Here is a 24925-nt window from a genome sequence, read left to right on the forward strand (position 1 = left end):
GGCTACCGCGCGGCGATCCGTGATGGCACCTTGGCTTCGGCCTTGCCCGCCGTCAGCGCCATCGTCGCGACGTTGACGACGCGCGCGACCACGTCCTCGACGTCGTCGAGATCGCATTTGCCGTCCGACAGCTTTGTCAGGCGCTCGCTCTCGCGGATGGTGTGATGCGCCATCGCGAGCGCAAAATTCAGGCCCCAATAGATATCGACGTCGCTGCGGTCGGGCAGGGACCTTCGCATCGCGCCGGCGAATTTCCGCAAGTGGTCGATCTCACGGTTCTTGATGCGACGGATCGGTGGCACGGATTCGATCGAGGCGCGGATCATGAAGCGGGCCGCGGTGGAGCGTTGGTTCTCCGGGCCTAAGCAGCCGCGCAGGGTCGGCCCGACCAGCGCGCGCAAGATCACCTCGATCGGCGCGCGGCCGCCGCCTTGCTCTTCCGCCGCCTTCAACTCGCGCAGGCGCTCGCGGTTGGTCGCGATCGAGCGGGTGACAAATAATTCCGCGATCAGCTCGTCCTTCGAGCCGAAATGGTAGTTCACCGCGGCCAAATTGACATTGGCCTCCGCGACGATGTCGCGCAGCGTGACGTCGCCAAAACCGCGATCGGCATAGAGCCGTTCGGCGGCGGCGAGAATGGCAGACCTCGTATGATCGCTGGCCATGGATGCGCTCAGGGGAGGGAGTTGCAATTCAAACACTTGTATGAAACTATCGTTTGAAGGCCGGAGAAAGTCAATCCGCACGATGGAAATTGCGCCGCCGTTGAAAGCGGTGCGGGTTCCTCGACCCGCGAACCGCCGAATGGCGCTTGCGGGCCGCGCGCGGCGGGAGGACAGTCCGGCGCAAAACAGGCTTTCCAAAATAGGCTTTCAAAGAGAGACCGAGGAGCGTCCCATGGATTTCGATCTGTCGCCCAAGCAGAAGGAATGGCTCGACCGCGTGCAGTCCTTCATGACCAAGCACGTGCGGCCGGCGGTGCCGATCTATAACGAGCAGGACAAGAGCGGCGATCGCTGGAAGGTCATCCCGGTCCTGGAAGACCTCAAGAAGAAGGCGAAGGCCGAAGGCCTCTGGAACATGTTCATGCCGCCGAACGAGCATGAAGACGACGAATTCCGCGGCGCCGGATTGACCAACCTGGAATACGCGCTGCTGTCGGAGCAGATGGGTCACATCTCCTGGGCCTCGGAAGTGTTCAACTGCTCCGCGCCCGACACCGGCAACATGGAAGTGTTCATGCGCTACGGCTCCAGGGAGCAGAAGCGCAAATGGCTGCGTCCGCTGATGGACGGCGAGATCCGCTCCGCCTTCCTGATGACGGAGCCGGCGGTTGCCTCGTCGGACGCCACCAACATCGAGACCAGCATCGCGCGCGACGGCGATCATTACGTCATCAACGGCCGCAAATGGTGGTCGTCCGGCGTCGGCGATCCCCGCTGCAAGATCGCGATCCTGATGGGCAAGACCGATTTCAACGCCGCGAAACATCAGCAGCAGTCGCAGATCCTGGTTCCGCTCGACACCCCCGGCATCAAGGTCGAGAAGATGCTGCCGGTGTTCGGCTTCGACGACGCGCCGCACGGCCACGCCCAGGTGCTGCTCGAGAACGTGCGCGTGCCGAAGGAGAACATCCTGCTCGGCGAAGGCCGCGGCTTCGAGATCGCGCAGGGCCGCCTCGGTCCCGGTCGCATCCATCACTGCATGCGCACCATCGGCAAGGCCGAGGAGGCCTTGGAGAAGATGGTGAAGCGGCTGATGTCGCGCACCGCCTTCGGCAAGAAGATCGTCGAGCACAGTGTGTGGGAGCAGCGCATCGGCGAGGCCCGCACCAACATCGAGATGACGCGCCTACTGTGTCTCAAGGCCGCCGACATGATGGACAAGGTCGGCAACAAGACCGCGCAGGCCGAGATCGCCATGATCAAGGTCGCAGCGCCCAACATGGCGCTGAAGATCATCGACGAGGCGATTCAGGCCTTCGGCGGTGCCGGCGTCTCCGACGAAGCTGGCCTTGCCAAGGACTATGCGGGGATCCGCACGTTGCGGCTCGCCGACGGTCCGGACGAGGTGCACAATCGCGCCATTGCAAGGTTAGAGGTTCGGAAGTATGCCAACTCTCCCAAGCATTGACAGGGAGAGCTGATGGCGCTCCCTTCACTGTCATTTCGGTCTGGTCCTTCGGACCATCCCGGAATGACGGAAAACAAAAAGAGGGAGCGTCACCGTGGCTGACGGCGTCAGGAAAGACGAAGAGTTCTCGGGCACCAAGCCGGTCGAGGAGCGTCATCGCTTCGACGAGCTCGGGCTCGAGGCCTGGATGCGTGACAACGTCGAAGGCTTTGAGGGCCCGCTGGTCGTCCTGCAGTTCAAGGGCGGCCAATCCAATCCGACCTACCGGCTGAACACGCCGAAGCGCTCCTACGTGATGCGCAGAAAGCCCTTCGGCAAACTGCTGCCGTCGGCGCATGCGGTCGATCGCGAATATCGCGTCATCGCGGCCCTTGGAAAGCAGGGCTTTCCGGTCGCGCACGCCTATGCGCTGTGCCAGGACGACAGCATCATCGGCGCCGCCTTCTACATCATGTCGATGGAGGAGGGGCGGGTGTTCTGGGATCCGACGCTGCCGAGCCAGGATGGCGATGCGCGCCGAAAGATCTTCACCAGCAAGATCGAGACGCTGGCAAAGCTCCACATGTACGATCCCGTCGCGATTGGCCTCGGCGAGTTCGGCAAGCCTGGCAATTATTTCGCGCGCCAGATCGACCGCTGGACCAAGCAGTATCGGGCGTCCGAGACCCAGCACATTCCCGAGTTCGAGAAGGTCGCGGAATGGCTGCCCAAGACTGTGCCGGAGCAGGCGCGCGTCTCGATCGTCCACGGCGACTACCGTCTCGACAATATGATTTTCCACGCGACGGAACCGCGCGTGCAGGCCGTGCTGGATTGGGAGCTGTCGACGCTCGGCGATCCCATGGCCGACTTCACCTACCTGTTGATGCAGTGGATCATGCCGGGCTTGCACGGCGCAGACCTCAAGGCGCTCAACATCCCGAGCGTGGAGGAAGCCGCGCAGATCTATTGCAACGTCACCAAGATGACGGTGCCGGATCTCAACTGGTACTTTGCCTATAATCTGTTCCGTCTCGCCGGCATCACCCAAGGCATCGCCGGCCGCGTCCGCGACGGCACCGCCGCCAACGCCAAGGCGCTGGAATCCGCCAAGCGCACCGTGCCGCTGTCGCAGGCGTCATGGGACTACGCGCAGAAGGCAGGCGCGGTGTAGAAATAACGAGGGCGCGGTCGGTGGGCGCGCCTTTTTGCTTGGTGCGTCGCTGTCACCACACGTTCTGTCATTGCGAGCGAAGCGAAGCAATCCAGACTATCTCTGCGGCGGCAGTCTGGATTGCTTCGTCGCAAGAGCTCCTCGCAATGACGAGGATGCGTGCCGCGGGTGGGGTGCGTAGGGTGGGCAAAGGCGCGTAGCGCTGTGCCCACCATCTGTCAGCGATCGCAGTGAAAATGGTGGGCACGCTTCGCTTTGCCCACCCTACGAAGGCCGGCTGACTTCTCGGTTTGACGGCGCGCCGTTCGACCCTATCTCTCCCCGCAAGGAGACGGTCATGATCCAGCAATTGCGCATCTACGAAATCTTCGAAAAGAACAAGGCCGCATTCCACACCCGTTTCCGCGACCATGCCGCGCGTATCATGCGAAGCCGATAGGGCTTTCAGATCGTGGCGATGTGGAAAACCAAATTCGGCGATCGTACCGAGTTCGCCTATCTCCTGGAGTGGCCGGACGAGGCAGCGAAGATTTCGGCGTGGGCGGCCTTCATGGCGGATACCGAGTGGGCCGAGATCAAGCGCGTGACCCACGCCGAGCATGGCCTGATGGTCGGCCAGATCGAGGACCGGCTGCTCGTGCCGGTGGACTATTCGCCGTCGCTCAGCCTGTCATACTAATTCGCCCTCGGGACCGCGCGCATGATCGACCACGCCACCCTCGTCACCTACATCCTGATCGTTCTCGGCTTCGTCTTCATTCCCGGCCCGGCCACGCTGCTCACCATGGCGCGAGCTGCAAGCTCGGGAACGAGGGTCGGCATCGCCACCGGCGCTGGCATTGCTGCGGGTGACGTGATCCACACCAGCATGGCGATCGTCGGCCTTTCGGCCGTCATCGCCACGTCGGCGCTCCTGTTCAGCATCGTCAAATATGCGGGCGCGGGATTCCTGATCTATCTTGGCATCCGCGCGATGCTCGACAAAGCACCGATCAAGCTGGACGACGGCGCGCCCGCGATCAGCGCGGGGCGCGCCCTTCGGCAGGCCGTGCTGACCGAAGTGCTCAATCCCAAGACCGCACTGTTCTTCCTCGCCTTCCTGCCGCAGTTCGTCCGGCCCGAGAACGGTTCGACCGCGCTTCAGCTCGCGATCCTCGGCACCGTCTTCGTGCTGCTCGGCCTGGTCAGCACCGTCGTGTTCGCAGTCGGCGCCGGCCGTCTCGGCAATCTCCTGCGTCGCCACCCTGCGGTCGTGCGGTGGCAGGGCAAGGTGGTCGGGATCATCTACTGCGCCGTCGGCGTCCGGCTGGCCTTGCAGGAGCGCTGAGGCGCGGCGCTCCCGTAGCCCTACGCATCGGAGCTTGTAGCAAGGGTGGGCAAAAGCGCGTAGCGCTGTGCCCACCATCTGTCAGCGATCGCGGTGAAAAATGGTGGGCACGCGTCCCTTTGCCCACCTTACGGCAGCGCCGTTTAGGACTCCGCTTTCGCGCAATGAGCGATCAGCTTCTCCACGAACCCCGCGCATTTCTCCAGCTCGGCCATCGCTACAAACTCGTCCGGCGTATGCGCCTGCGCGATCGAGCCCGGGCCGATCACCACTGAGGGGATATCGGCCATGCCGGCGAACAGGCTGGCTTCGGTGCCGAAGGCGACCTTGGCGTGGTCGTTGCGTCCCGCAAGCTGCTTCGCCAGCGTGACGATCGCGGCGTCCGCCTTGGTGTCGAGGGCGGGATAGTCGAGGATCTCCTCGAAATCGATGCCGCATTCCGGATGCTGCTTCTTCATCGCGGGCTCGAGCTCGGCCTTGGCCCAGGCGACGATCGCATCCGTCACCTCCCTGGACTCAGTGATGCCGATGCCGCGGCATTCGAAGTCCACGGTGCAGGTGTCAGGCACGATGTTCAGCGCGGCGCCGCCATGCACGATGCTGGTCAGCAGCGTCGAGTGCGGGACATCGTAGAGACTGCTGAGCTCGACATCGCTTGCAAGCTTCACCGCGCGGCGGCGGATCTCGCTGATCATCTCGGCCGCGTATTCGATGGCATTGACGCCGTCGGGCGCAATCGAGGAGTGGCGGGCGAGGCCGTGGAACGTCGCGCGCACGCCATGCTTGCCCTTGTGGCCGATGATGACCTTCATCTCGGTCGGCTCGCCGATGAAGGCGCCGAGCGGTCGGACCTTCTTCTTCGCGACCTCGGCAAGCATCGGCCGCACGCCGACGCAGCCGATCTCCTCGTCATAGGAGATGGCAAGATGAATCGGCGTTGTCAGCTTCGCCTCCAGCATCTCCGGCACCATGGCGAGGCACACTGCGACAAATCCCTTCATGTCGGTGGTGCCGCGGCCGTAGAGCTTGCCGTCGCGCTCGATGAGCTTGAACGGATCGTGGCTCCAGTCCTGGCCGACGACGGGCACGACGTCGGTATGCCCTGATAGCACGAGACCGGGTCGATCTTCCGGGCCGATCGTGACCCAGAGCGAGGCCTTCTCGCCGGTCTCGTCGGTGATGCGTTCGCCCTTGACGCCGAGGAAGGCGAGATAGCTCTCGATGTGCGCGATCAAAGGCAAATTGGTGCGGTCGCTGATCGTGTCGAAGCCGACGAGGTCGGCAAGAAGTTTGCGGATACGGTCGGGTCTGGAGTCCGGCATTTTCACGTTCTTGTTAGAGAATTGCGGAGGCTGATGCCGCTTGCATGAACCATACCAATGTTGCGGCCGGTCGGGCAAACGAAGCCGCAGCTGTCATTCCGGGGCAATGCGCAGCATTGGGCCCGGAATCCATCGGGCGGCATCACGCGCGGTGAAATGGATTCCGGGTTCGCGACTTCGTCGCGCCCCGGAATGACGCGGTAGGGCTACGAGACCTTGCGTTGCCCGACGGGCAAAACACCCAAACCCTCGGTCAATCCGTATCGGCACAAATATTCCACTTTACCGAAATTCGGAAACGGCGTATGTGTGGTCCCACTCCGGCCCAAGGAAGAGGGGCGTATCGCGATCGTCACGAACGCGGGCCGGGCGGCGGTGGGCGAGGGTCACATCGGCGCGAAGGGTTTTGCAGGGCGGGCAACCGTGAGCGAAGGCCTCGCGCACACGACCGGTGCGATCTGCGTACGGCCAAATCGTGTGGTCCTGGCGCCCGGAGCCTGTGCGCCAAGCTTTGCGGTGATGCGTGCGGCCCGACCGGGTTCGCGCATCGGTCATCCGCGAGGCGACGGGGGCAATAGTGCATCGCTCCCCGGGGAGAGCACGACATAAGTCGTTCCAACCATCCGCGCAGGGAAGGCCGGGATGCCTCCGGCTGCCCTGTTATCCGCTGTGCAGTGTAGCGCAATCTACTCATGGCATGGCGGTCAATGGGAGCCAGCCGGCTCCCGGCCTTCCCTGCGCCCTCTTTCAAATGAGGGTGAGGCGACGGAGCAAAGCTCGGGCGAAACAAGCCGCGAGGATGCGAACTCATGTTGATATTTCAAAGACGGTCTCGTTGTTGATATTTCAAAGACGGTCTCGTGCCCCGGACGCTGCGCAGCACGAAGTGATGCGCTGCAGAGCCGGGGCCCATGCAACAGCGAACTCCGTATCTTCCTGGGTCCCGGCTCTGCGCAGCAGCGTAAGAACGCTGCAGCGCGTCCGGGACACGAGAGTGTGCCTGCTAAACCGGCTTGCCCGCATACGGCATCGACGCCGTGAGGCCGCCATCCACCGGAAACGCCTGGCCGTTCACATACGACGCCTCGTCGCTGGCCAGAAACAATCCCATCGCGGCGAGCTCGTGCGGCTGGCCGGGGCGCTTCAAGGGGTTGAGCTGGCCGATCTTGTCGGCAGTGCCACGCTCCCTAGCGCGGTCGAAGATCGGCTTGGTCATGCCCGTCTCGATCAGGCCCGGGCACACCGCGTTGATGCGCACGCCGGTGCCGGTGAGCGAATAGGCGGTGGTCTGCACCAGCGAGATCACGCCGGCCTTGCTTGCCGCATAGGGATGCCCGCTCGCGCCGGCCTTGAGCCCTGCGACCGATGCCGTCAGCACGATTGCGCCGGACTGCTGCTTCACCATATGCGGCATCGCATGCTTCACCGCGAGGAACGGTCCGATCAGGTTGATGCGCAGCACCTCCTGCCACTGTTCGACGGTCTGCTCGCCGAGCGGGACGAGCCCGCCGGAGACGCCGGCATTGGCCCAGATCACGTCGAGCCGGCCGTGCGTCTTCACTGCCTTTTCGATTACCGCGATGACGTCCTGCTCGGAGCCGGCATCGGCGATCATCGCTTCCGCGACGCCGCCGGCCTTCTTCACCTCGTCGACGGTCTCCTTCACCGCCTCGGTGCGGTCGACCGCGATCAGCTTGGCGCCTTCCCTGGTGAACAGCAGCGCAGCCGCGCGGCCGATGCCGCTGCCGGCGCCGGTAATGATGACGGATTTGCCTTGCAGACGGCCCATGCGTTTCTCTCCTGGTGTGCCGCGTGACGCTTGCCGCGCGACGGAATTTCAAACAGAATTTCAAACGGTAAAGTGTCTTGAGACACGTTCGCTACTGACGTACAGCGACATCACACGGGATGGAAGAGGCTCATGGCAACCGCAGACAAGCCGAATGTGGTCACGACACGCTGGTGGTGGGTTCGTCATGCGCCGGTGCGCAATGACGGCGGCAACATCTACGGACAGAGCGATCTCGCCTGCGACACCAGCGACACCTACGTGTTCAATGCTGTGGCCAAGGTGCTGCCACGCAAGGCGGCCTGGTATTCGAGCAATCTGATGCGCACGCATCAAACGGCCGAAGCGATCTGGGCGGCGGGCTACCCGCGTCCTGCGTCGATGAAATGGGAAGCCGATCTCGCCGAGCAGAATCTCGGCCGCTGGCAGGGCATGAACCGCGCCGAGTTCGTTGCCAGCCGTCCCGTCGGCTCGAGTTGGTTTGCCGACATCAACGAGCCCGCGCCCGGCGGCGAAAGCTTTATGGATCTCTACAACCGCACCCGCCGTACCGTCGAGCGGATCAACAATGAGGCGGCGGGGCAGGACGTGATCGCGGTCGCGCATGGCGGCACCATCAAGGCCGCACTGGGACTCGCGCTCAATGGCGAGGTTGAGAGGGCGTTGTCGTTCGATATCGACAATTGCTCGATCACGCGGCTCGATTATTTCACAAGCCCCGAGCGCTCGGTCTGGCGGCTGCCGATGGTGAACCAGCAACCGTGGATCGCCGACGATGCGCATGCCGAGATGCATCAGCCGGCGGGACCGGAAGTCAAGAAGCTCGCATGAGGCCAAATTTACCTGCGTTATTGTCCGTTCGCGCGGACACGGCGTAAGCTTCAAGCAAATCAAATCATACTCTGGGAGAGAAACATGACCTTGTTCGACATGAAGGGCAAAGTTGCCGTCATCACGGGATCGACCCGCGGCATCGGGCTTGCGATCGCCGAGCGTATGGCCGAGCACGGCGCCAAGGTCGTGATCTCCTCGCGCAAGGCCGATGTCTGCGATGAGGTTGCCCAGGGCATCAACGACAAGTTCGGCAAGGACACCGCGGTCGCGATCGCCGCGAACATCTCGTCGAAGGAGAATCTGCAAAACCTCGTCGACGAGAGCAACCGCGCCTTCGGCAGGATCGACGTGCTGGTCTGCAACGCCGCGTCGAACCCGTATTACGGTCCGCTTGCCGGCATCTCCGACGATCAGTTCCGCAAAATTCTCGACAACAACATCGTCGCCAACAACTGGCTGATCTCGATGGTGGTGCCGCAGATGATCGAGCGCAAGGACGGCTCGGTCATCATCGTCTCCTCGATCGGCGGCCTCAAGGGCTCGACCATTCTCGGGGCTTACGCGATCTCGAAGGCTGCGGACATGCAGCTCGCACGCAACCTGGCTTGCGAATACGGCAAGCACAACATCCGCGTGAACTGCATCGCGCCTGGCCTGATCAAGACCGATTTTGCCAAGGCGCTGTGGGACAATCCGGAGAACCTGAAAGCCTCGACCGCGCGCTCGCCGCTGCTCCGCATCGGCATCCCCGACGAGATCGCGGGCGCCGCCGTGTTCCTGGGATCGGCGGCCGGCGACTTCATGACCGGCCAGACCATGGTGATCGACGGCGGCGCGACGATTAGTTGATTCCCTCGCGGGAAGGGCACTCACTCCGGCTAAACTCAGGTGTCATCGTCCGCGAAGGCGGACGATCCAGTATCCCAGAGACCGGCGTTGGAGAGCTCGCCTTCACCACACCTGCCGCGGAGTACTGGATGCCCCGCTTTCGCGGAGCATGACAGCGAGATTGGTGATCCGGCGCAAGTTTAATCCACCGCCGCGTAAACCAGATCCCGCACCAGCGTCCGCGTAAAATCGCGCTGGCCGGGGCCCTGGCTCATGAACACCGTGAACAGGTCTTCTTTCGGATCGATCCAGAAGAACGTCCCGGCAATGCCGCTCCAGAAATACTGGCCGACGCTGCCGGGGAAGGGTGCGATGCCGGCTTGCGTGCGCACCGCAAAGCCGAGACCGAATCCGTGGCCGGGCGAGAGCAGCGTGCCGTTGGTCACGACGTGCGGCCCGAGGTGATCGGACGCCATCAGCTCCAGCGTCTTGCGCCCGATGATCCTGGCGCCGTCGAGCGTGCCACCATTGCGCAGCATCAGCGCGAAGCGGGCGTAGTCCATCGTGGTCGAGACCAGACCGCCGCCGCCGGATTCCATCACCGGCTGCTCGAGCATGTTGAACAGCGCGACTTTGTCGCCGGTCCAGGGATCGGCTTCGAACGGCTGGGCGAGCCGGCCGACATTGGCCTCAGAGGTGGAGAACCCGGTCTCGGTCATCTGCAGCGGCGCGAGGATGCGCTCGGTGAGGTACGTGCCGAGCGATTTGCCGCTGATGACCTCGATGATGCGGCCGAGGATGTCGGTGGAACGGCTGTAGTTGAACTCGTCGCCGGGGTGGCAGACCAGCGGGAAGCTCGCCACCAGCGCGGCGTGCTCGGCATTGGTGATCTTGCGGCTGCGGACGCGGGACTCCTGGTAGAGCTTGTGCACCGGGCCGTCGCCCTGGTGCTCATACGTCAAACCAGACGTGTGGCGGAGCAGGTCCTGCACCGTCATCGGCCGCTTCGGCGGAACCAGTTCCAGCCTGCCGCCGCTGACGACGCCGACCTTCTGGTCGGCAAACTCGGGGATGAATTTCGCGACGGGATCGCCGAGGAGAAGGTGGCCGTCCTCGACCAGCGCCATGATGCCGACCGACACAATCGGCTTGGTCATCGAGAAGATCCGGAAAATCGAATCAAGCGCCATCGGCGCGGAAGCCGCCGGGCTCTGCTTGCCGAGCGCCTCGAACCAGCCGACCTGGCCGCGGCGGGCCACCAGCACGGTCACGCCGGGGACGGTTCCCTTGTCGATCTCGCGCTTGAACGCATCCGACATCGCCTGGAGACGAGGGCGCGACAGGCCCAGCGTTTCCGGCTTGGCCTCGGGCAAAGGCGGGGTTTTCGGCGCGGTCGAGGGGCGAGGGGCGGCTGTCGCGGTCATGTTCACTCCCGGGGGCATGTTATTATCGGGAACGAACTCTGGCCCAGAAGGCGCGGCACAAACAAGCGAAGCCAGCGCGCTTCACCCTTGCAATCCGTCCTTGCAAACCAGCCGTCCCCTGTGCTTGAAAGCGGCCTGATCCGCGGCAACGCAGGGTCCGTAGGAGTGTAGCTCAATTGGTAGAGCACCGGTCTCCAAAACCGGGGGTCGCAGGTTCGAGCCCTGCCACTCCTGCCAGCTAATCCCGACAATCAGGATCGACAGGCAGGACGGCGGTGGGGCCAACGCCTCGGCCGTTGGATCATGGTGACCGGATAAGCCCTTGATCCGCATCGCGTCCGTCAGCCGGGCTCGCGCGCATTCCGCCCCCGCTCACACCTTGACCTTTGGCCTCATCCGCAGTAGATACCCGGCACTCGCAGCCGGCCCGTTAAACGCGGATTTCCGGCGCGGCTTTGAAATCCCCCGAACAATCGAGCCCGGTTTTCCGGCTCATCCTTCGAGACAGAGGGCTGGGCCACAGGCGGCTGTTCGGATCCCTGAAATCATTATTGGCGTCTCAAACGATGGCAGTCAGCCCGTTCAAGTTCTTGCAGGAAGTACGCTCGGAGACCGCCAAGGTCACCTGGCCGACCCGTCGTGAGACCACGATCACCACCATCATGGTGTTCGTGATGGTCGCCGTGGCCTCGATCTTCTTCTTCGCCGCCGACCAGATCATCCGCTACCTCATCACCTTCCTTTTGGGCATTCACTGATGGCAACAGCAGCCGCTGCAACCCAATCGACCGACAAGCGCTGGTACATCGTCCACGCCTATTCGAACTTCGAGAAGAAGGTCGCCGAATCGATCCGCGAGCAGGCCAAGCAGCGCGGGCTCGAGGAGCTGTTCGAGCTGGTACTGGTTCCGACCGAGAAGGTCACGGAAGTGCGCCGCGGCCGCAAGATCGACGCCGAGCGCAAGTTCTTCCCGGGCTACGTGCTGGTGAAGATGAAGCTGACCGACGAGGCGTTTCATCTGATCAAGAACACGCCGAAGGTCACGGGCTTCCTCGGCGCCGAGAACAAGCCGATGCCGATCTCGGAGGCCGAGGCCATGCGCATCCTGCACCAGGTGCAGGAGGGTGTGGAACGGCCGAAGGCGTCGGTGTCGTTCGAGATCGGCGAGAACGTGCGCGTGGCCGATGGCCCATTCGCCTCGTTCTCGGGTGTCGTCGAGGAAATCGACGAGGCGCGCTCGCGCGTGAAGGTCGCGGTGTCGATCTTCGGCCGCGCCACGCCGGTCGAGCTGGAATTCGGTCAGGTCGAGAAGGTCTGATCGGGTCGCGCGGGACGCCCTAAGGCGTCACGCAAAGAGAGGCCGTGGGAGGGAAAGGGCGGTCGCCAGCCGCATCCGACCCAGACCACGAACCTGAAACCGCCGGCGTTGCCGGCACAACAGGAGTGATACATGGCAAAGAAAGTGACCGGATACCTGAAGCTCCAGGTCCCGGCCGGTGCGGCGAATCCTTCGCCCCCGATCGGTCCCGCGCTCGGTCAGCGCGGTCTCAACATCATGGAGTTCTGCAAGGCGTTCAACGCCCAGACCCAGAAGGAAGAGAAGAACACCCCGATTCCCGTCGTGATCACGATCTACGCCGATCGTTCGTTCACCTTCGAGATGAAGACCCCCCCGATGTCCTTCTTCCTCAAGCAGGCCGCCAAGATTCAGTCCGGTTCGAAAGCTCCGGGCCGTGACAAGGCCGGCGCGGTGACCAAGGCGCAGGTGCGCGAGATCGCCGAGAAGAAGATGAAGGATCTCAATTGCGACTCGATCGAATCGGCCATGAAGATGGTCGAGGGCTCTGCCCGTTCGATGGGTCTGGAAGTGGCGGGGTAAGCGGCTATGGCAATCGGAAAGCGTTTGAACAAAGCCCGCGAAGGTGTTGACCGCGAAAAGCTTTACCCGCTCGCGGACGCCATCAAGATGGTCAAGGAACGCGCCAAGGCGAAGTTCGACGAGACCATCGAGGTCGCGATCAATCTCGGCGTCGATCCGCGTCACGCCGACCAGATGGTCCGCGGCGTCGTGACCCTGCCGAACGGCACCGGCCGTACGCTCCGCGTCGGCGTGTTCGCCCGTGGCGCCAAGGCTGACGAAGCCAAGGCCGCAGGTGCCGACGTCGTCGGCGCCGAAGACCTGGTCGAGAAGGTGCAGAACGGCTCGATCGATTTCGACCGCTGTATCGCCACCCCCGACATGATGCCGCTGGTCGGCCGTCTCGGTAAGGTGCTCGGCCCGCGCGGCCTGATGCCGAACCCGAAGATCGGCACCGTGACCATGGACGTCACCGGTGCGGTGAAGGGTGCCAAGGGCGGCTCGGTCGAGTTCCGCGTCGAGAAGGCCGGCATCCTGCAGGCCGGCGTCGGCAAGGCCTCGTTCTCCGAGGAAAAGCTGGTCGAGAACATCAAGGCTCTCGCCGATGCTGTCTCGAAGGCGAAGCCGGCTGGCTCCAAGGGCACCTACATCCAGCGCGTTGCGGTGTCCTCGACGATGGGCCCGGGCGTGAAGGTCGAGCCGGGTACCATTCTCGGCTAAGGTTTGGAAATTGCATGAGGCGAGGGGCGGAATCGGGCGACCGATTCCGCCCCTTTCCGTTTTCGACTTCGCTCACCGGAAACAACAACAATGGCTGACAAGGTCCTGATCTACTCGCGCTTTCCCAAGACGATGATGGTGCGCTTCGCCGAACGATTCGAGTTGCTCGACACCGGCGGCAAGCCTGCGCGGGAGGTGTTTTCGGCGGAAGAACTCGGCGGCATCCGTGCGATGCTGACGGCTGGCGGCTCGCCGCTCGATGCCGAGGCGATGGACCTGTTTCCAAAACTCGGCGCGATCGTCTGCTACGGCACCGGCTATGACGGCGTCGACCTGAAGGCTGCTGCCGCGCGCAATATCGCAGTCGGCCACAGCCCGGGCGCCAATGCTGCATCGGTCGCCGACATCGCGATGACCCTGATGCTGGCGACGACGCGGCGGATCCTGGTGGCCGATCAATATGTTCGCAGCGGTGATTGGGCTGGGTCAAAACAGTCGCCGATGATGCGCCCGCAGGCCGGCATGCCCGGCCGCCGCATCGGCGTCTACGGCATGGGCGAGATCGGCCGCAAGATCGCGGCGCGCTGCGCCACGTTCGAGAGCGAGGTCGGCTATTTCAGCCGCAGCAAATACGATCTGCCCTATCAATATTTCCCGACGCTCGAGGCGCTCTCCGACTGGTGCAGCGTGCTGATGATCGCTGTCCGGGCAGGGGCCGAGACCCAGCATGTGGTCGACGCCGACATCCTCAAGCGCCTCGGCGCGGACGGCTATGTCGTCAACATCTCCCGCGGCTCGGTCATCGACGAGAAGGCCCTGGTCGCGGCGCTCGCCGACAAGACCATCGCTGGCGCCGGCCTCGACGTCTTCGAGACGGAACCGCACGCCCCCGACGCCCTGACCGCGCTCCCAAACGTCGTGTTCGCCCCGCATATCGGCGGCCACACCCTCGAATCGCACGTCGCCATGCAGAACTGCGCGCTGGCCAACCTGAATGCGTTCTTCGCGGGCAAGCCGCTGCCTTATGGGGTCAAATCGGCCTGAATCGCCCCTTGTCCGGCCGCCTCAAGCCCCGTGGGCAACGGATTGGAACTGGTGTGAATTTTGCTCTTGGCAAGCGGGCAGAGAGCGGTTAAAGAACCGCTTCCGGACGCGCCGGCCTTGGCTGGCGCGTCTGTGCACGCATTCCGAAAACCCGACGCGCAGGAGATCATTCCTTTTCAGGACGTCCGCAAGGATTTGCCCGAAAAGGAAGGAAAATCCATCGGTTGGTGGGGGTGCGGGCAGAGGTCAGGCGGTTCGCCGGCTGGCCTTGTCCTGTCCAAGACTGCAGGCGCCTGCGGGAAATTTCGATTTCTCAACGGCTTAATCGCATGGCCTGCATAGACGGGTGAAGACCGGATTTCACTTCGCATCCCACCTTAGGGTGGTCGCGGAAGGAGTTTGGTTCGGACCTCGACACGCCGTGGGCTCTCACCAGCTCCCGGAGGGCAGGCTTTGAATTGTCGTCTCGCCCGGCGCGTGTCCGATGGGTTTTGACCCTGAGGTTCAGGTTTTGGGTGGGACGATGGGTGCAACCCGGCGGTCCCGCTTTTCGCGATGACCGCCAACCGGAAAGAGCTTGCTGTGGAACGAGCGGCAAAAAAGGAAGCGGTCGAACAGCTCAATGGGGTCTTCAAGGCCACGAGCGTCGCGGTCGTTGCCCAATATTCCGGCCTGACCGTTGCCCAGATGCAGAAGCTGCGGACGCAGATGAAGCAGGCTGGCGCCTCGGTGAAGGTCTCGAAGAACCGTCTCGCCAAAATTGCTCTTGAAGGCACTGATGTCGTTGCCATCGGCCCCATGCTGAAGGGACCGACCGTGATCGCCACTTCGGACGATCCGGTAGCGGCGCCAAAGGTCGCCATCGAATTCGCCAAGACGAACGAAAAGTTCGTCATCATCGGCGGCTCGATGGGAAAGACCGTCCTGAATGTCGACGGCGTGAAGGCACTTGCCTCGCTGCCGTCGCTTGACGAACTGCGTGCAAAGATCGTCGGCCTGCTTGTGGCCCCGGCGACCAAGATCGCACAGCTCGCCAACGCGCCCGCGGGCAAGCTCGCGCGCGTCATCCAGGCTCATGCCTCAAAGAGCGAAGCGGCCTGACGCCCTTCGCAAAACTCAAACCCGAACCAGACTTACATTCAAGGAAACTGAACAATGGCTGACTTGCAGAAGATCGTTGACGACCTCTCGAGCCTCACCGTGCTCGAAGCTGCCGAACTCGCGAAGCTCCTCGAAGAAAAGTGGGGCGTGTCCGCCGCTGCGGCAGTGGCCGTTGCCGGTCCCGCCGCTGCTGCCGCCGCTCCGGCGGAAGAGAAGACCGAGTTTACGGTCGTTCTGGCCGCCGCCGGCGAGAAGAAGATCGAGGTCATCAAGGAAGTCCGCGCCATCACCGGCCTGGGCCTGAAGGAAGCAAAGGACCTCGTCGAGGGCGCGCCGAAGCCTGTCAAGGAAGGCGTGAACAAGGACGAGGCCGAGAAGCTCAAGGTCCAGCTCGAGAAGGCTGGCGCGAAGGTCGAGCTCAAGTAAGCGACGCTTACTGGCGGGGTCCCGGGCCAAGGCTCGGGACCTTGGTCCGTCCCTCAAAAGGGTGGGCCTGATGCAAAAGGCGTGCGACGGATCGTCCCGACGCAGGCCGAACACGAAAATGTGTGGGGATTTGAGGGTATACCCCTCGAATCTCCACTATTGTCGCCCCATATCGGGTCGGCAGCACGAAAGCGCGGTGGGCAGGGTGCCGGATTTCCCTGTAAGCCGTTGGGAGAGCACGCTATTTCGGGCTTTTGCAGTCCGTGAAGACGATCGTTGAGACGGGCGGGCGTGCCTATGCGCCCCGCGCGTCGTTTTGCGTTTTGAAGGTCTGAAGAACAGATTCAGGACATGACGGCCTGAAACTGGATTTTCGGTCCCCAAAACGGGTTCGAAAAATTCAACCCGGGGAGCGGCGGCAGCCGAGTCCTGGACGGCGCGCCCAGAGCGGGCGACGAAATGAGAGGCCACGATGGCGCAGCAGACATTCACCGGTCGCAAACGCGTTCGCAAGTTCTTCGGACACATCAAGGAAGTCGCCGAGATGCCGAACCTCATCGAGGTTCAGAAGGCGTCCTATGACCAGTTCCTGATGGTCGATGAACCCGCGGGCGGTCGCCTTGACGAGGGCCTGCAGGCCGTATTCCGCTCGGTGTTCCCGATCTCGGACTTCTCGGGCACCTCGATGCTGGAGTTCGTCCGTTACGAGTTCGAGCAACCCAAATACGACGTCGACGAGTGCCGCCAGCGCGGCATGACCTTCGCGGCTCCCCTCAAGGTGACGCTGCGCCTCATCGTGTTCGATATCGACGAGGAAACCGGTGCGAAGTCGGTCAAGGACATCAAGGAGCAGGACGTCTACATGGGCGACATTCCGCTCATGACGATGAACGGCACCTTCATCGTGAACGGCACCGAGCGCGTCATCGTCTCGCAGATGCACCGTTCGCCGGGCGTGTTCTTCGACCACGACAAGGGCAAGACCCATTCCTCGGGCAAGCTGCTGTTCGCTGCCCGCGTGATCCCGTATCGCGGCTCCTGGCTCGACATCGAGTTCGACGCCAAGGACATCGTCTATGCGCGTATCGACCGTCGCCGCAAGATTCCGGTGACGTCGCTGATGTTCGCCCTCGGCCTCGACGGCGAGGCGATCCTGTCCACGTTCTACAAGAAGATCCTCTACAAGCGGACCAAGGAAGGCTGGCGCGTTCCGTTCGACGCCAACCGTTTCCGCGGTTACTCGACCATCAACGACCTGATCGACGCCGACACCGGCAAGGTCGTGCTCGAGGCCGGCAAGAAGCTCACCGTGCGCGGTGCGCGTCAGATGCAGGAGAAGGGACTGAAGGCGTTGCGCCTGTCGGATGAGGAGCTCGTCGGCAACTACCTCGCCGAGGACCTCGTCAACCCGAAGACGGGTGAGATCCACGCCGAAGCCGGCGAGGAAATCACCGACAAGTCGATGAAGGCCCTCAACGAGCACGGCTACAAGGAACTGCCGCTGCTCGACATCGACCACGTCAATGTCGGCGCCTACATCCGCAACACGCTCTCGGCCGACAAGAACATGACGCGTGAAGACGCGCTGTTCGACATCTACCGCGTGATGCGTCCGGGCGAGCCGCCGACGCTGGATTCGGCGCAGGCGATGTTCCAGTCGCTGTTCTTCGACTCAGAGCGTTACGACCTCTCCGCGGTCGGCCGCGTCAAGATGAACATGCGCCTCGATCTCGATGCGCCCGACACCCAGCGCACGCTGCGCAAGGAAGACATCCTTTCCGTCATCAAGACTCTGGTGGATCTGCGCGACGGCAAGGGCGAGATCGACGACATTGACCATCTCGGCAACCGCCGTGTGCGTTCGGTCGGCGAGCTCATGGAGAACCAGTATCGCATCGGCCTCCTGCGCATGGAGCGCGCGATCAAGGAGCGCATGTCCTCGGTCGACATCGACACGGTCATGCCGCAGGACCTGATCAACGCGAAGCCGGCGGCTGCCGCCGTGCGCGAGTTCTTCGGCTCCTCGCAGCTCTCGCAGTTCATGGACCAGACCAACCCGCTGTCGGAGATCACCCACAAGCGCCGCCTGTCGGCACTTGGACCGGGCGGTCTGACCCGCGAGCGCGCCGGCTTCGAGGTGCGCGACGTGCATCCGACGCATTACGGCCGCATCTGCCCGATCGAGACGCCGGAAGGTCCGAACATCGGTCTGATCAACTCGCTCGCCACCTTCGCGCGCGTGAACAAGTACGGCTTCGTCGAAACGCCTTATCGCAAGGTGAAGGACGGCCGCGTCACCGACGAGGTCGTGTACCTCTCCGCGATGGAAGAGGGCCGCTACACCGTCGCGCAGGCCAACGTGCCGCTCGACCCGAAGGGCCGCTTCACCGAAGACCTCGTGGTCTGCCGTCACGCCGGCGAAGTCTTGCCGGTGACGCCGGACAAGGTCGACTACATGGACGTGTCGCCGAAGCAGCTCGTTTCGGTCGCCGCAGCCCTGATCCCGTTCCTCGAGAACGACGACGCCAACCGCGCGCTGATGGGCTCGAACATGCAGCGCCAGGCGGTGCCGCTGGTTCGCGCCGAGGCGCCGTTCGTCGGCACCGGCATGGAAGGCGTGGTTGCGCGTGACTCGGGTGCTGCGATCGCGGCGCGCCGTTCGGGCGTGATCGACCAGATCGACGCGACCCGCGTCGTTATCCGCGCCACCGAAGATCTCGATCCGACCAAGTCGGGCGTCGATATCTACCGGCTGATGAAGTACCAGCGCTCCAACCAGTCGACCTGCATCAACCAGCGTCCGCTGGTGAAGGTGGGCGACATCGTCAAGAAGGGCGACATCATCGCTGACGGTCCGTCGACCGATCTCGGCGAGCTCGCGCTCGGCCGTAACGTGCTCGTCGCGTTCATGCCGTGGAACGGCTACAACTTCGAAGACTCGATCCTGCTCTCCGAGCGGATCGTGAAGGAAGACGTGTTTACCTCAATTCATATCGAAGAATTCGAGGTGATGGCCCGTGACACCAAGCTCGGGCCTGAGGAAATCACCCGCGACATTCCGAACGTTTCGGAAGAAGCGCTGAAGAACCTCGACGAAGCCGGTATCGTCTACATCGGTGCGGAAGTGCGCGCCGGCGACATCCTGGTCGGCAAGATCACCCCGAAGGGCGAGAGCCCGATGACGCCGGAAGAAAAGCTTCTGCGCGCCATCTTCGGTGAAAAGGCCTCCGACGTTCGCGACACCTCGCTGCGCGTTCCCCCGGGCGTGCAGGGCACGATCGTGGAAGTCCGCGTGTTCAACCGTCACGGCGTCGACAAGGACGAGCGTGCGCTGGCGATCGAGCGGGAAGAGATCGAGCGTCTGGCCAAGGACCGCGACGACGAGCAGGCGATCCTGGACCGCAACGTCTACAACCGTCTTGCCGAGCTCCTCGAGGGACGGCAGGGCATTGCGGGCCCGAAGGGCTTCAAGAAGGACACCAAGATCACCCGCGCGGTGCTCGAGGAGTACCCGAAGTCGCAGTGGTGGCTGTTCGCTTCGCCGAACGACAAGCTGATGGCCGAGATCGAGGCCATGCGGAAGCAGTACGACGAGTCGAAGAAGGGGCTTGAACAGCGCTTCCTCGACAAGGTCGAGAAGCTCCAGCGCGGTGACGAATTGCCGCCCGGCGTGATGAAGATGGTCAAGGTCTTCGTCGCGGTGAAGCGCAAGATCCAGCCCGGCGACAAGATGGCCGGCCGCCACGGCAACAAGGGCGTGGTGTCGAAGATCGTGCCGATCGAGGACATGCCGTTCCTCGAGGACGGTACGCATGCCGACATCGTGCTCAATCCGCTCGGCGTGCCTTCGCGCATGAACGTCGGACAGATCCTCGAGACGCATCTCGGCTGGGCCTGCGCCGGCCTCGGCAAGCGTATCGGCCAGACGGTCGATGCCTACCTGTCGAAGCAGGACATCAAGCCGCTGAAGGATACCTTGAAGAAGGTCTACGGCGAGGACGAGACGATCAAGACGCTCAACGACAACGAGCTGCTTGAACTCGGCCATAACCTCAGCCGCGGCGTGCCGATCGCGACGCCGGTGTTCGACGGTGCCAAGGAAGCCGACATCGAGGAGATGCTGAAGCTTGCCGGTCTCGACGCTTCGGGTCAGTCGACCGTCTATGACGGCCGCACCGGCGATGCCTTCGATCGCAAGGTGACGGTGGGCTACATCTACATGCTCAAGCTGCACCATCTCGTCGACGACAAGATCCATGCGCGTTCGATCGGTCCGTACTCGCTCGTTACCCAGCAGCCGCTGGGCGGCAAGGCGCAGTTCGGTGGCCAGCGCTTCGGCGAAATGGAGGTGTGGGCGCTCGAGGCTTACGGCGCGGCCTACACGCTCCAGGAAATGCTGACCGTGAAGTCGGACGACGTCGCCGGCCGTACCAAGGTGTACGAGGCGATCGTGCGTGGCGACGACACCTTCGAGGCCGGTATTCCGGAATCGTTCAACGTGCTGGTCAAGGAAATGCGCTCGCTCGGCCTCAACGTCGACCTGCACAATTCCAAGGTGGGACCGGCGTCGACGTCGGAAGCAGCCGAGTAATACGACCTTTCATGCCCGGCCTTCGCGGCCGGGCATTGGCGCCCCTCCCGATGCCTTGAGGGCAGGGCGCCCCGCTCGAGTGATTTTCGAATTTGCGGCCGGAGGCGACCGGCACGCGAGGAGAAGACGATGAACCAAGAAATTATGAATCTCTTTAACCCGACGACGCCGGCTCAGGTCTTCGACCAGATCCGCATCTCGATCGCGTCCCCGGAGAAGATTCTGTCCTGGTCCTACGGCGAGATCAAGAAGCCGGAGACCATCAACTACCGTACCTTCAAGCCAGAGCGCGACGGCCTGTTCTGCGCGCGCATCTTCGGGCCGATCAAGGATTACGAGTGCTTGTGCGGCAAGTACAAGCGCATGAAGTACAAGGGCATCATCTGCGAGAAGTGCTCGGTCGAGGTCACGCTGTCGCGCGTCCGGCGCGAGCGCATGGGCCATATCGAGCTCGCAGCTCCCGTCGCCCACATCTGGTTCCTGAAGTCGCTGCCGTCGCGCATCGGCCTGCTGCTCGACATGACGCTGAAGGATCTCGAGCGAATCCTCTACTTCGAATATTACGTCGTGCTTGAGCCGGGCCTCACCGCGCTGAAGGACCGTCAGCTGCTGTCGGAAGACGAGTATCTGAAGGCGCAGGACGAGTACGGCCAGGATTCCTTCACCGCCATGATCGGCGCGGAAGCGATCCGCGAGCTGCTCAAGGGCATGGACCTCGAGAAGCTCGAGCTGACCCTGCGCGCGGAGATGCACGAGACCGACTCCGACATCAAGCACAAGAAGCTCGCCAAGCGCCTGAAGATCGTCGAGGCCTTCCGCCACTCCGGCAACAAGCCGGAATGGATGATCCTGACTGTCGTTCCGGTGATCCCGCCGGACCTGCGTCCGCTGGTGCCGCTGGACGGCGGCCGCTTCGCGACCTCGGACCTCAACGACCTCTACCGCCGCGTCATCAACCGCAACAACCGCTTGAAGCGGCTGATGGAGCTGCGCGCGCCCGACATCATCATCCGCAACGAGAAGCGCATGCTTCAGGAAGCGGTCGATGCGCTGTTCGACAACGGCCGCCGCGGCCGCGTCATCACGGGTGCCAACAAGCGCCCGCTGAAGTCGCTCGCCGACATGCTGAAGGGCAAGCAGGGCCGTTTCCGCCAGAACCTGCTCGGCAAGCGCGTCGACTATTCGGGCCGTTCGGTGATCGTGGTCGGTCCCGAGCTGCGCTTGCATCAGTGCGGCCTGCCGAAGAAGATGGCGCTCGAGCTGTTCAAGCCGTTCATCTATTCGCGGCTTGACGCCAAGGGCCTGTCCACCACGGTGAAGCAGGCGAAGAAGCTGGTCGAGAAGGAGCGGCCCGAGGTCTGGGACATCCTGGACGAGGTGATCCGCGAGCATCCGGTGTTGCTCAACCGCGCGCCGACGCTGCATCGCCTGGGCATCCAGGCGTTCGAGCCGGTGCTGATCGAGGGCAAGGCGATCCAGCTTCATCCGCTGGTCTGCTCCGCATTCAACGCCGACTTCGACGGCGACCAGATGGCCGTGCACGTTCCGCTGTCGCTTGAAGCGCAGCTGGAAGCGCGCGTGCTGATGATGTCGACCAACAACATCCTGCATCCGGCGAACGGCCAGCCGATCATCGTGCCGTCGCAGGACATCGTGCTCGGTCTCTACTACGTCTCGATCATGCGCGAAGGCCTGCCCGGCGAGGGCAAGCTGTTCGGCGACATGGCCGAGCTCGAGCACGCCCTGCACGCGAAGGTCATCCACCTCCACACCAAGATCAAGTATCGGTGGGAAGGCATGGACGAGACCGGCAAGATCTCCAAGCGCTGGATCGAGACCACCGCCGGCCGCGTCATGCTGGGCAATCTGCTGCCGAGGAACCCGCGGATTTCGTACGAGATCATCAACAAGCTGATGACCAAGCGCGAGATCTCGGGCGTCATCGACCAGGTCTACCGTCACTGCGGCCAGAAGGAGACTGTGATCTTCTGCGACCGCATCATGGCGCTCGGCTTCTACAATGCGTTCAAGGCCGGCATCTCGTTCGGCAAGGACGACATGGTCGTGCCGCACTCCAAGTGGAAGATCGTCGACACCACCCGTACGCTGGCGAAGGATTTCGAGCAGCAGTACAACGACGGCCTGATCACGCACGGCGAGAAGTACAACAAGGTCGTCGACGCCTGGTCGAAGGCCACGGAAGAAATCGCCAAGGCGATGATGAAGGAGATCTCCTCCACCAAGAAGACGGCCAGCGGAGCCGATGCCGACATCAACTCGATCTACATGATGGCTCATTCCGGCGCCCGCGGCTCGCCGGCCCAGATGCGCCAGCTCGCCGGCATGCGCGGCCTGATGGCCAAGCCGTCGGGTGAGATCATCGAGACGCCGATCATCTCGAACTTCAAGGAAGGCCTCTCGGTTCTCGAGTACTTCAACTCGACCCACGGCGCCCGTAAGGGCCTCGCGGACACCGCGTTGAAGACCGCGAACTCGGGCTACCTGACCCGTCGTCTGGTCGACGTCGCGCAGGACTGCATCATCACGCAGTCCGATTGCGGCACCAAGCTCGGCATCAAGATGCGCGCCATCGTCGATGCCGGCACCGTGGTCGCTTCGCTCGGTTCGCGCATCCTCGGACGCACGGCCTGCGAAGACATCCGTGACAGCTCCGGCAAGGTGATCATCAAGCGCGATACGCTGATGGAAGAGAGCCATCTGGACGCCATCCAGCAGGGTGGTGTGCAGGAGGTGAAGATCCGCTCGGCGCTGACTTGCGAACTCGTCAACGGCATCTGCGGCAAGTGCTACGGCCGCGACCTCGCCCGCGGCACGCCGGTCAACCACGGTGAAGCGGTCGGCGTCATCGCGGCGCAGTCGATCGGCGAGCCGGGCACCCAGCTTACCATGCGCACCTTCCACATCGGTGGTGCGGCGCAGCTCAACGAGCAGTCGTTCGTCGAAGCCAATTTCGACGGCAAGATCGTGATCAGGAACAAGGCCATCGCCCGCAACAGCGAAGGTCACCTGGTCGCGATGGTGCGCAACATGGTGGTGGCGATCGTCGATGCCGATGGCACCGAGCGTGCGACGCACCGTATCCAGTACGGCGCGCGCCTGCACATCGACGAGGGCGACACGGTCAAGCGTGGCCAGCGTATCGTCGAGTGGGATCCCTACACCCGTCCGCTGCTCACTGAAGTCGAAGGAACCATCGGCTTCGAGGATCTGGTCGAAGGGCAGTCGATCACGGAAACGCTGGACGAGGCCACCGGTATCGCCAAGCGCGTGGTCATCGACTGGCGCTCGACCCGCGGCGGCGCGGACCTGCGTCCGGCCATCGTGGTCAAGGGCAAGGACGGCAAGGTGCTCAAGCTCGCCCGTGGCGGCGATGCCCGCTACATGCTGTCGGTCGACGGCATTCTGTCGGTCGACGTCGGTGCCAAGGTTCAGACGGGCGACATCCTCGCCCGTGTCTCGACCGAAAGCGCCAAGACGCGTGACATCACCGGCGGTCTGCCGCGGGTGGCGGAATTGTTCGAGGCACGGCGTCCGAAGGATGCGGCGATCATCGCCGAAATCGCGGGCACCATCCGGTTCGGGCGCGACTACAAGAACAAGCGTCGCATCTCGATCGAGCCGATGGACAAGACCGACGAGGCACGCGAATACCTGATCCCGAAGGGCAAGCACATCCACCTTCAGGACGGCGACGTCGTCGAAAAGGGCGACTTCATCGTGGAAGGCAACCCGGCACCGCATGACATCCTTGCGGTCAAGGGCATCGAGGAGCTCGCGGCCTATCTGGTCAACGAGATCCAGGAGGTCTACCGGCTCCAGGGCGTGCTCATCAACGACAAGCACATCGAGGTGATTGTCCGTCAGATGCTCCAGAAGGTGGAAGTCACCGACCAGGGCGACACGGACATGATCTCCGGCGAGCAGGTCGACAAGATCGAGTTCGACGCGCTGAACGAGAAGGCCAAGGAAGAGGGCAAGAAGATCGCCACGGGGACGCCGGTTCTGCTCGGCATCACCAAGGCGAGCCTTCAGACCCGTTCGTTCTTCTCGGCGGCCTCGTTCCAGGAGACCACCCGCGTCCTCACGGAAGCGGCGGTCAACGGCAAGGTCGATCCGCTCGAAGGCCTCAAGGAGAACGTCATCGTCGGCCGGCTGATCCCGGCGGGTACCGGCGCCTCCATGGCCAAGATCCGCGAAGTCGCCGTGAAGCGCGACAAGATGATCCTGGACGAGCGCGAGAAGCAGGCGGCCGTCGTGTCGCCTGCGCCAGAAGCGGAGCTTCCTGCGCTGCCGCCCGCGGAATGATGGTTCATCCGTAGGAATACCGAGGACAATGAAAGGGCCGGCGAAAGCC

General features: G+C 63.2%; 19 protein-coding genes and 1 tRNA gene. 16 read left to right on the plus strand and 4 right to left on the minus strand.

Annotated features, from left to right (window positions below; all coding sequences use genetic code 11):
- Window positions 1-2: 2 nt before the first annotated feature.
- Window positions 3-665, minus strand: coding sequence for a TetR/AcrR family transcriptional regulator (locus FXB38_RS07770; RefSeq protein ID WP_148750314.1), 663 nt, complete (start codon window positions 663-665; stop codon window positions 3-5).
- A 232-nt stretch (window positions 666-897) separates the two neighbouring features.
- On the opposite strand from FXB38_RS07770, the gene FXB38_RS07775 reads away from it, so the two are divergent.
- The 4 genes from FXB38_RS07775 (at window position 898) to FXB38_RS07790 (ending at window position 4613) form a co-directional block, all read left to right on the plus strand.
- Window positions 898-2133 (plus strand): acyl-CoA dehydrogenase family protein, encoded by a 1236-nt coding sequence (locus FXB38_RS07775; RefSeq protein WP_148750315.1) that lies wholly within the window; start codon window positions 898-900, stop codon window positions 2131-2133.
- 94 nt (window positions 2134-2227) lie between these two features.
- Window positions 2228-3286 carry a phosphotransferase family protein gene (locus FXB38_RS07780; RefSeq protein WP_148750316.1) on the plus strand — a complete coding sequence of 353 codons (1059 nt, stop codon included), beginning with the start codon at window positions 2228-2230 and terminating at the stop codon, window positions 3284-3286.
- Between the two features lie 457 nt (window positions 3287-3743).
- Window positions 3744-3965, plus strand: coding sequence for an NIPSNAP family protein (locus FXB38_RS43655; RefSeq protein WP_246229733.1), 222 nt, complete (start codon window positions 3744-3746; stop codon window positions 3963-3965).
- A gap of 21 nt (window positions 3966-3986) precedes the next feature.
- Window positions 3987-4613 (plus strand): LysE family translocator, encoded by a 627-nt coding sequence (locus FXB38_RS07790; RefSeq protein WP_148750317.1) that lies wholly within the window; start codon window positions 3987-3989, stop codon window positions 4611-4613.
- A gap of 143 nt (window positions 4614-4756) precedes the next feature.
- On the opposite strand, the gene argE is transcribed toward FXB38_RS07790, so the two are convergent.
- Window positions 4757-5935: an acetylornithine deacetylase gene (gene argE, locus FXB38_RS07795; RefSeq protein ID WP_148750318.1), complete on the minus strand. Its 1179-nt coding sequence runs from the start codon at window positions 5933-5935 to the stop codon at window positions 4757-4759.
- 1003 nt (window positions 5936-6938) lie between these two features.
- Window positions 6939-7724: an SDR family NAD(P)-dependent oxidoreductase gene (locus FXB38_RS07805; protein ID WP_148750320.1), complete on the minus strand. Its 786-nt coding sequence runs from the start codon at window positions 7722-7724 to the stop codon at window positions 6939-6941.
- Window positions 7725-7856: 132 nt separating this feature from the next.
- On the opposite strand from FXB38_RS07805, the gene FXB38_RS07810 reads away from it, so the two are divergent.
- Window positions 7857-8555 (plus strand): histidine phosphatase family protein, encoded by a 699-nt coding sequence (locus FXB38_RS07810; RefSeq protein ID WP_148750321.1) that lies wholly within the window; start codon window positions 7857-7859, stop codon window positions 8553-8555.
- 84 nt (window positions 8556-8639) lie between these two features.
- Window positions 8640-9407, plus strand: a complete 768-nt coding sequence (locus tag FXB38_RS07815) for an SDR family NAD(P)-dependent oxidoreductase (protein WP_148750322.1) — start codon at window positions 8640-8642, stop codon at window positions 9405-9407.
- A gap of 179 nt (window positions 9408-9586) precedes the next feature.
- On the opposite strand, the gene FXB38_RS07820 is transcribed toward FXB38_RS07815, so the two are convergent.
- The gene (locus tag FXB38_RS07820; protein ID WP_187434738.1) at window positions 9587-10810 is read right to left on the minus strand and encodes a serine hydrolase domain-containing protein; all 1224 of its coding nucleotides are present in this window, start codon (window positions 10808-10810) and stop codon (window positions 9587-9589) included.
- Between the two features lie 161 nt (window positions 10811-10971).
- On the opposite strand from FXB38_RS07820, the gene FXB38_RS07825 reads away from it, so the two are divergent.
- The 10 genes from FXB38_RS07825 to rpoC all read left to right on the plus strand — a co-directional run bounded on the left by FXB38_RS07825 (window position 10972) and on the right by rpoC (window position 24876).
- A tRNA-Trp gene (locus tag FXB38_RS07825) sits at window positions 10972-11047 on the plus strand.
- A 329-nt stretch (window positions 11048-11376) separates the two neighbouring features.
- On the plus strand, window positions 11377-11568 hold the full coding sequence (gene secE / locus FXB38_RS07830) for a preprotein translocase subunit SecE (protein ID WP_007611620.1): 192 nt from the start codon (window positions 11377-11379) through the stop codon (window positions 11566-11568).
- Window positions 11568-12128 (plus strand): transcription termination/antitermination protein NusG, encoded by a 561-nt coding sequence (gene nusG, locus FXB38_RS07835; RefSeq protein WP_129268045.1) that lies wholly within the window; start codon window positions 11568-11570, stop codon window positions 12126-12128. The genes secE and nusG overlap by 1 nt, the downstream gene beginning before the upstream one ends.
- A 132-nt stretch (window positions 12129-12260) precedes the next feature.
- On the plus strand, window positions 12261-12689 hold the full coding sequence (gene rplK / locus FXB38_RS07840) for a 50S ribosomal protein L11 (RefSeq protein ID WP_007602986.1): 429 nt from the start codon (window positions 12261-12263) through the stop codon (window positions 12687-12689).
- A gap of 6 nt (window positions 12690-12695) precedes the next feature.
- Window positions 12696-13388 carry a 50S ribosomal protein L1 gene (gene rplA / locus FXB38_RS07845; RefSeq protein ID WP_014494487.1) on the plus strand — a complete coding sequence of 231 codons (693 nt, stop codon included), beginning with the start codon at window positions 12696-12698 and terminating at the stop codon, window positions 13386-13388.
- A 90-nt stretch (window positions 13389-13478) separates the two neighbouring features.
- Entirely contained in the window at window positions 13479-14432 is a 954-nt protein-coding gene (locus FXB38_RS07850; protein WP_148750324.1) for a 2-hydroxyacid dehydrogenase, read from the plus strand.
- A 582-nt stretch (window positions 14433-15014) separates the two neighbouring features.
- The gene (gene rplJ, locus FXB38_RS07855; protein WP_148750325.1) at window positions 15015-15533 is read left to right on the plus strand and encodes a 50S ribosomal protein L10; all 519 of its coding nucleotides are present in this window, start codon (window positions 15015-15017) and stop codon (window positions 15531-15533) included.
- A gap of 54 nt (window positions 15534-15587) precedes the next feature.
- The gene (gene rplL / locus FXB38_RS07860) at window positions 15588-15959 is read left to right on the plus strand and encodes a 50S ribosomal protein L7/L12 (protein ID WP_148750326.1); all 372 of its coding nucleotides are present in this window, start codon (window positions 15588-15590) and stop codon (window positions 15957-15959) included.
- A 472-nt stretch (window positions 15960-16431) separates the two neighbouring features.
- The gene (gene rpoB, locus FXB38_RS07865; RefSeq protein WP_148750327.1) at window positions 16432-20550 is read left to right on the plus strand and encodes a DNA-directed RNA polymerase subunit beta; all 4119 of its coding nucleotides are present in this window, start codon (window positions 16432-16434) and stop codon (window positions 20548-20550) included.
- A 129-nt stretch (window positions 20551-20679) separates the two neighbouring features.
- Entirely contained in the window at window positions 20680-24876 is a 4197-nt protein-coding gene (rpoC, locus tag FXB38_RS07870; RefSeq protein ID WP_148750328.1) for a DNA-directed RNA polymerase subunit beta', read from the plus strand.
- Window positions 24877-24925 lie beyond the last annotated feature (49 nt).

It is taken from the genome of Bradyrhizobium cytisi, from assembly GCF_008123515.1.
In the GTDB taxonomy this organism is placed as follows: Bacteria; Pseudomonadota; Alphaproteobacteria; order Rhizobiales; family Xanthobacteraceae; genus Bradyrhizobium; species Bradyrhizobium cytisi.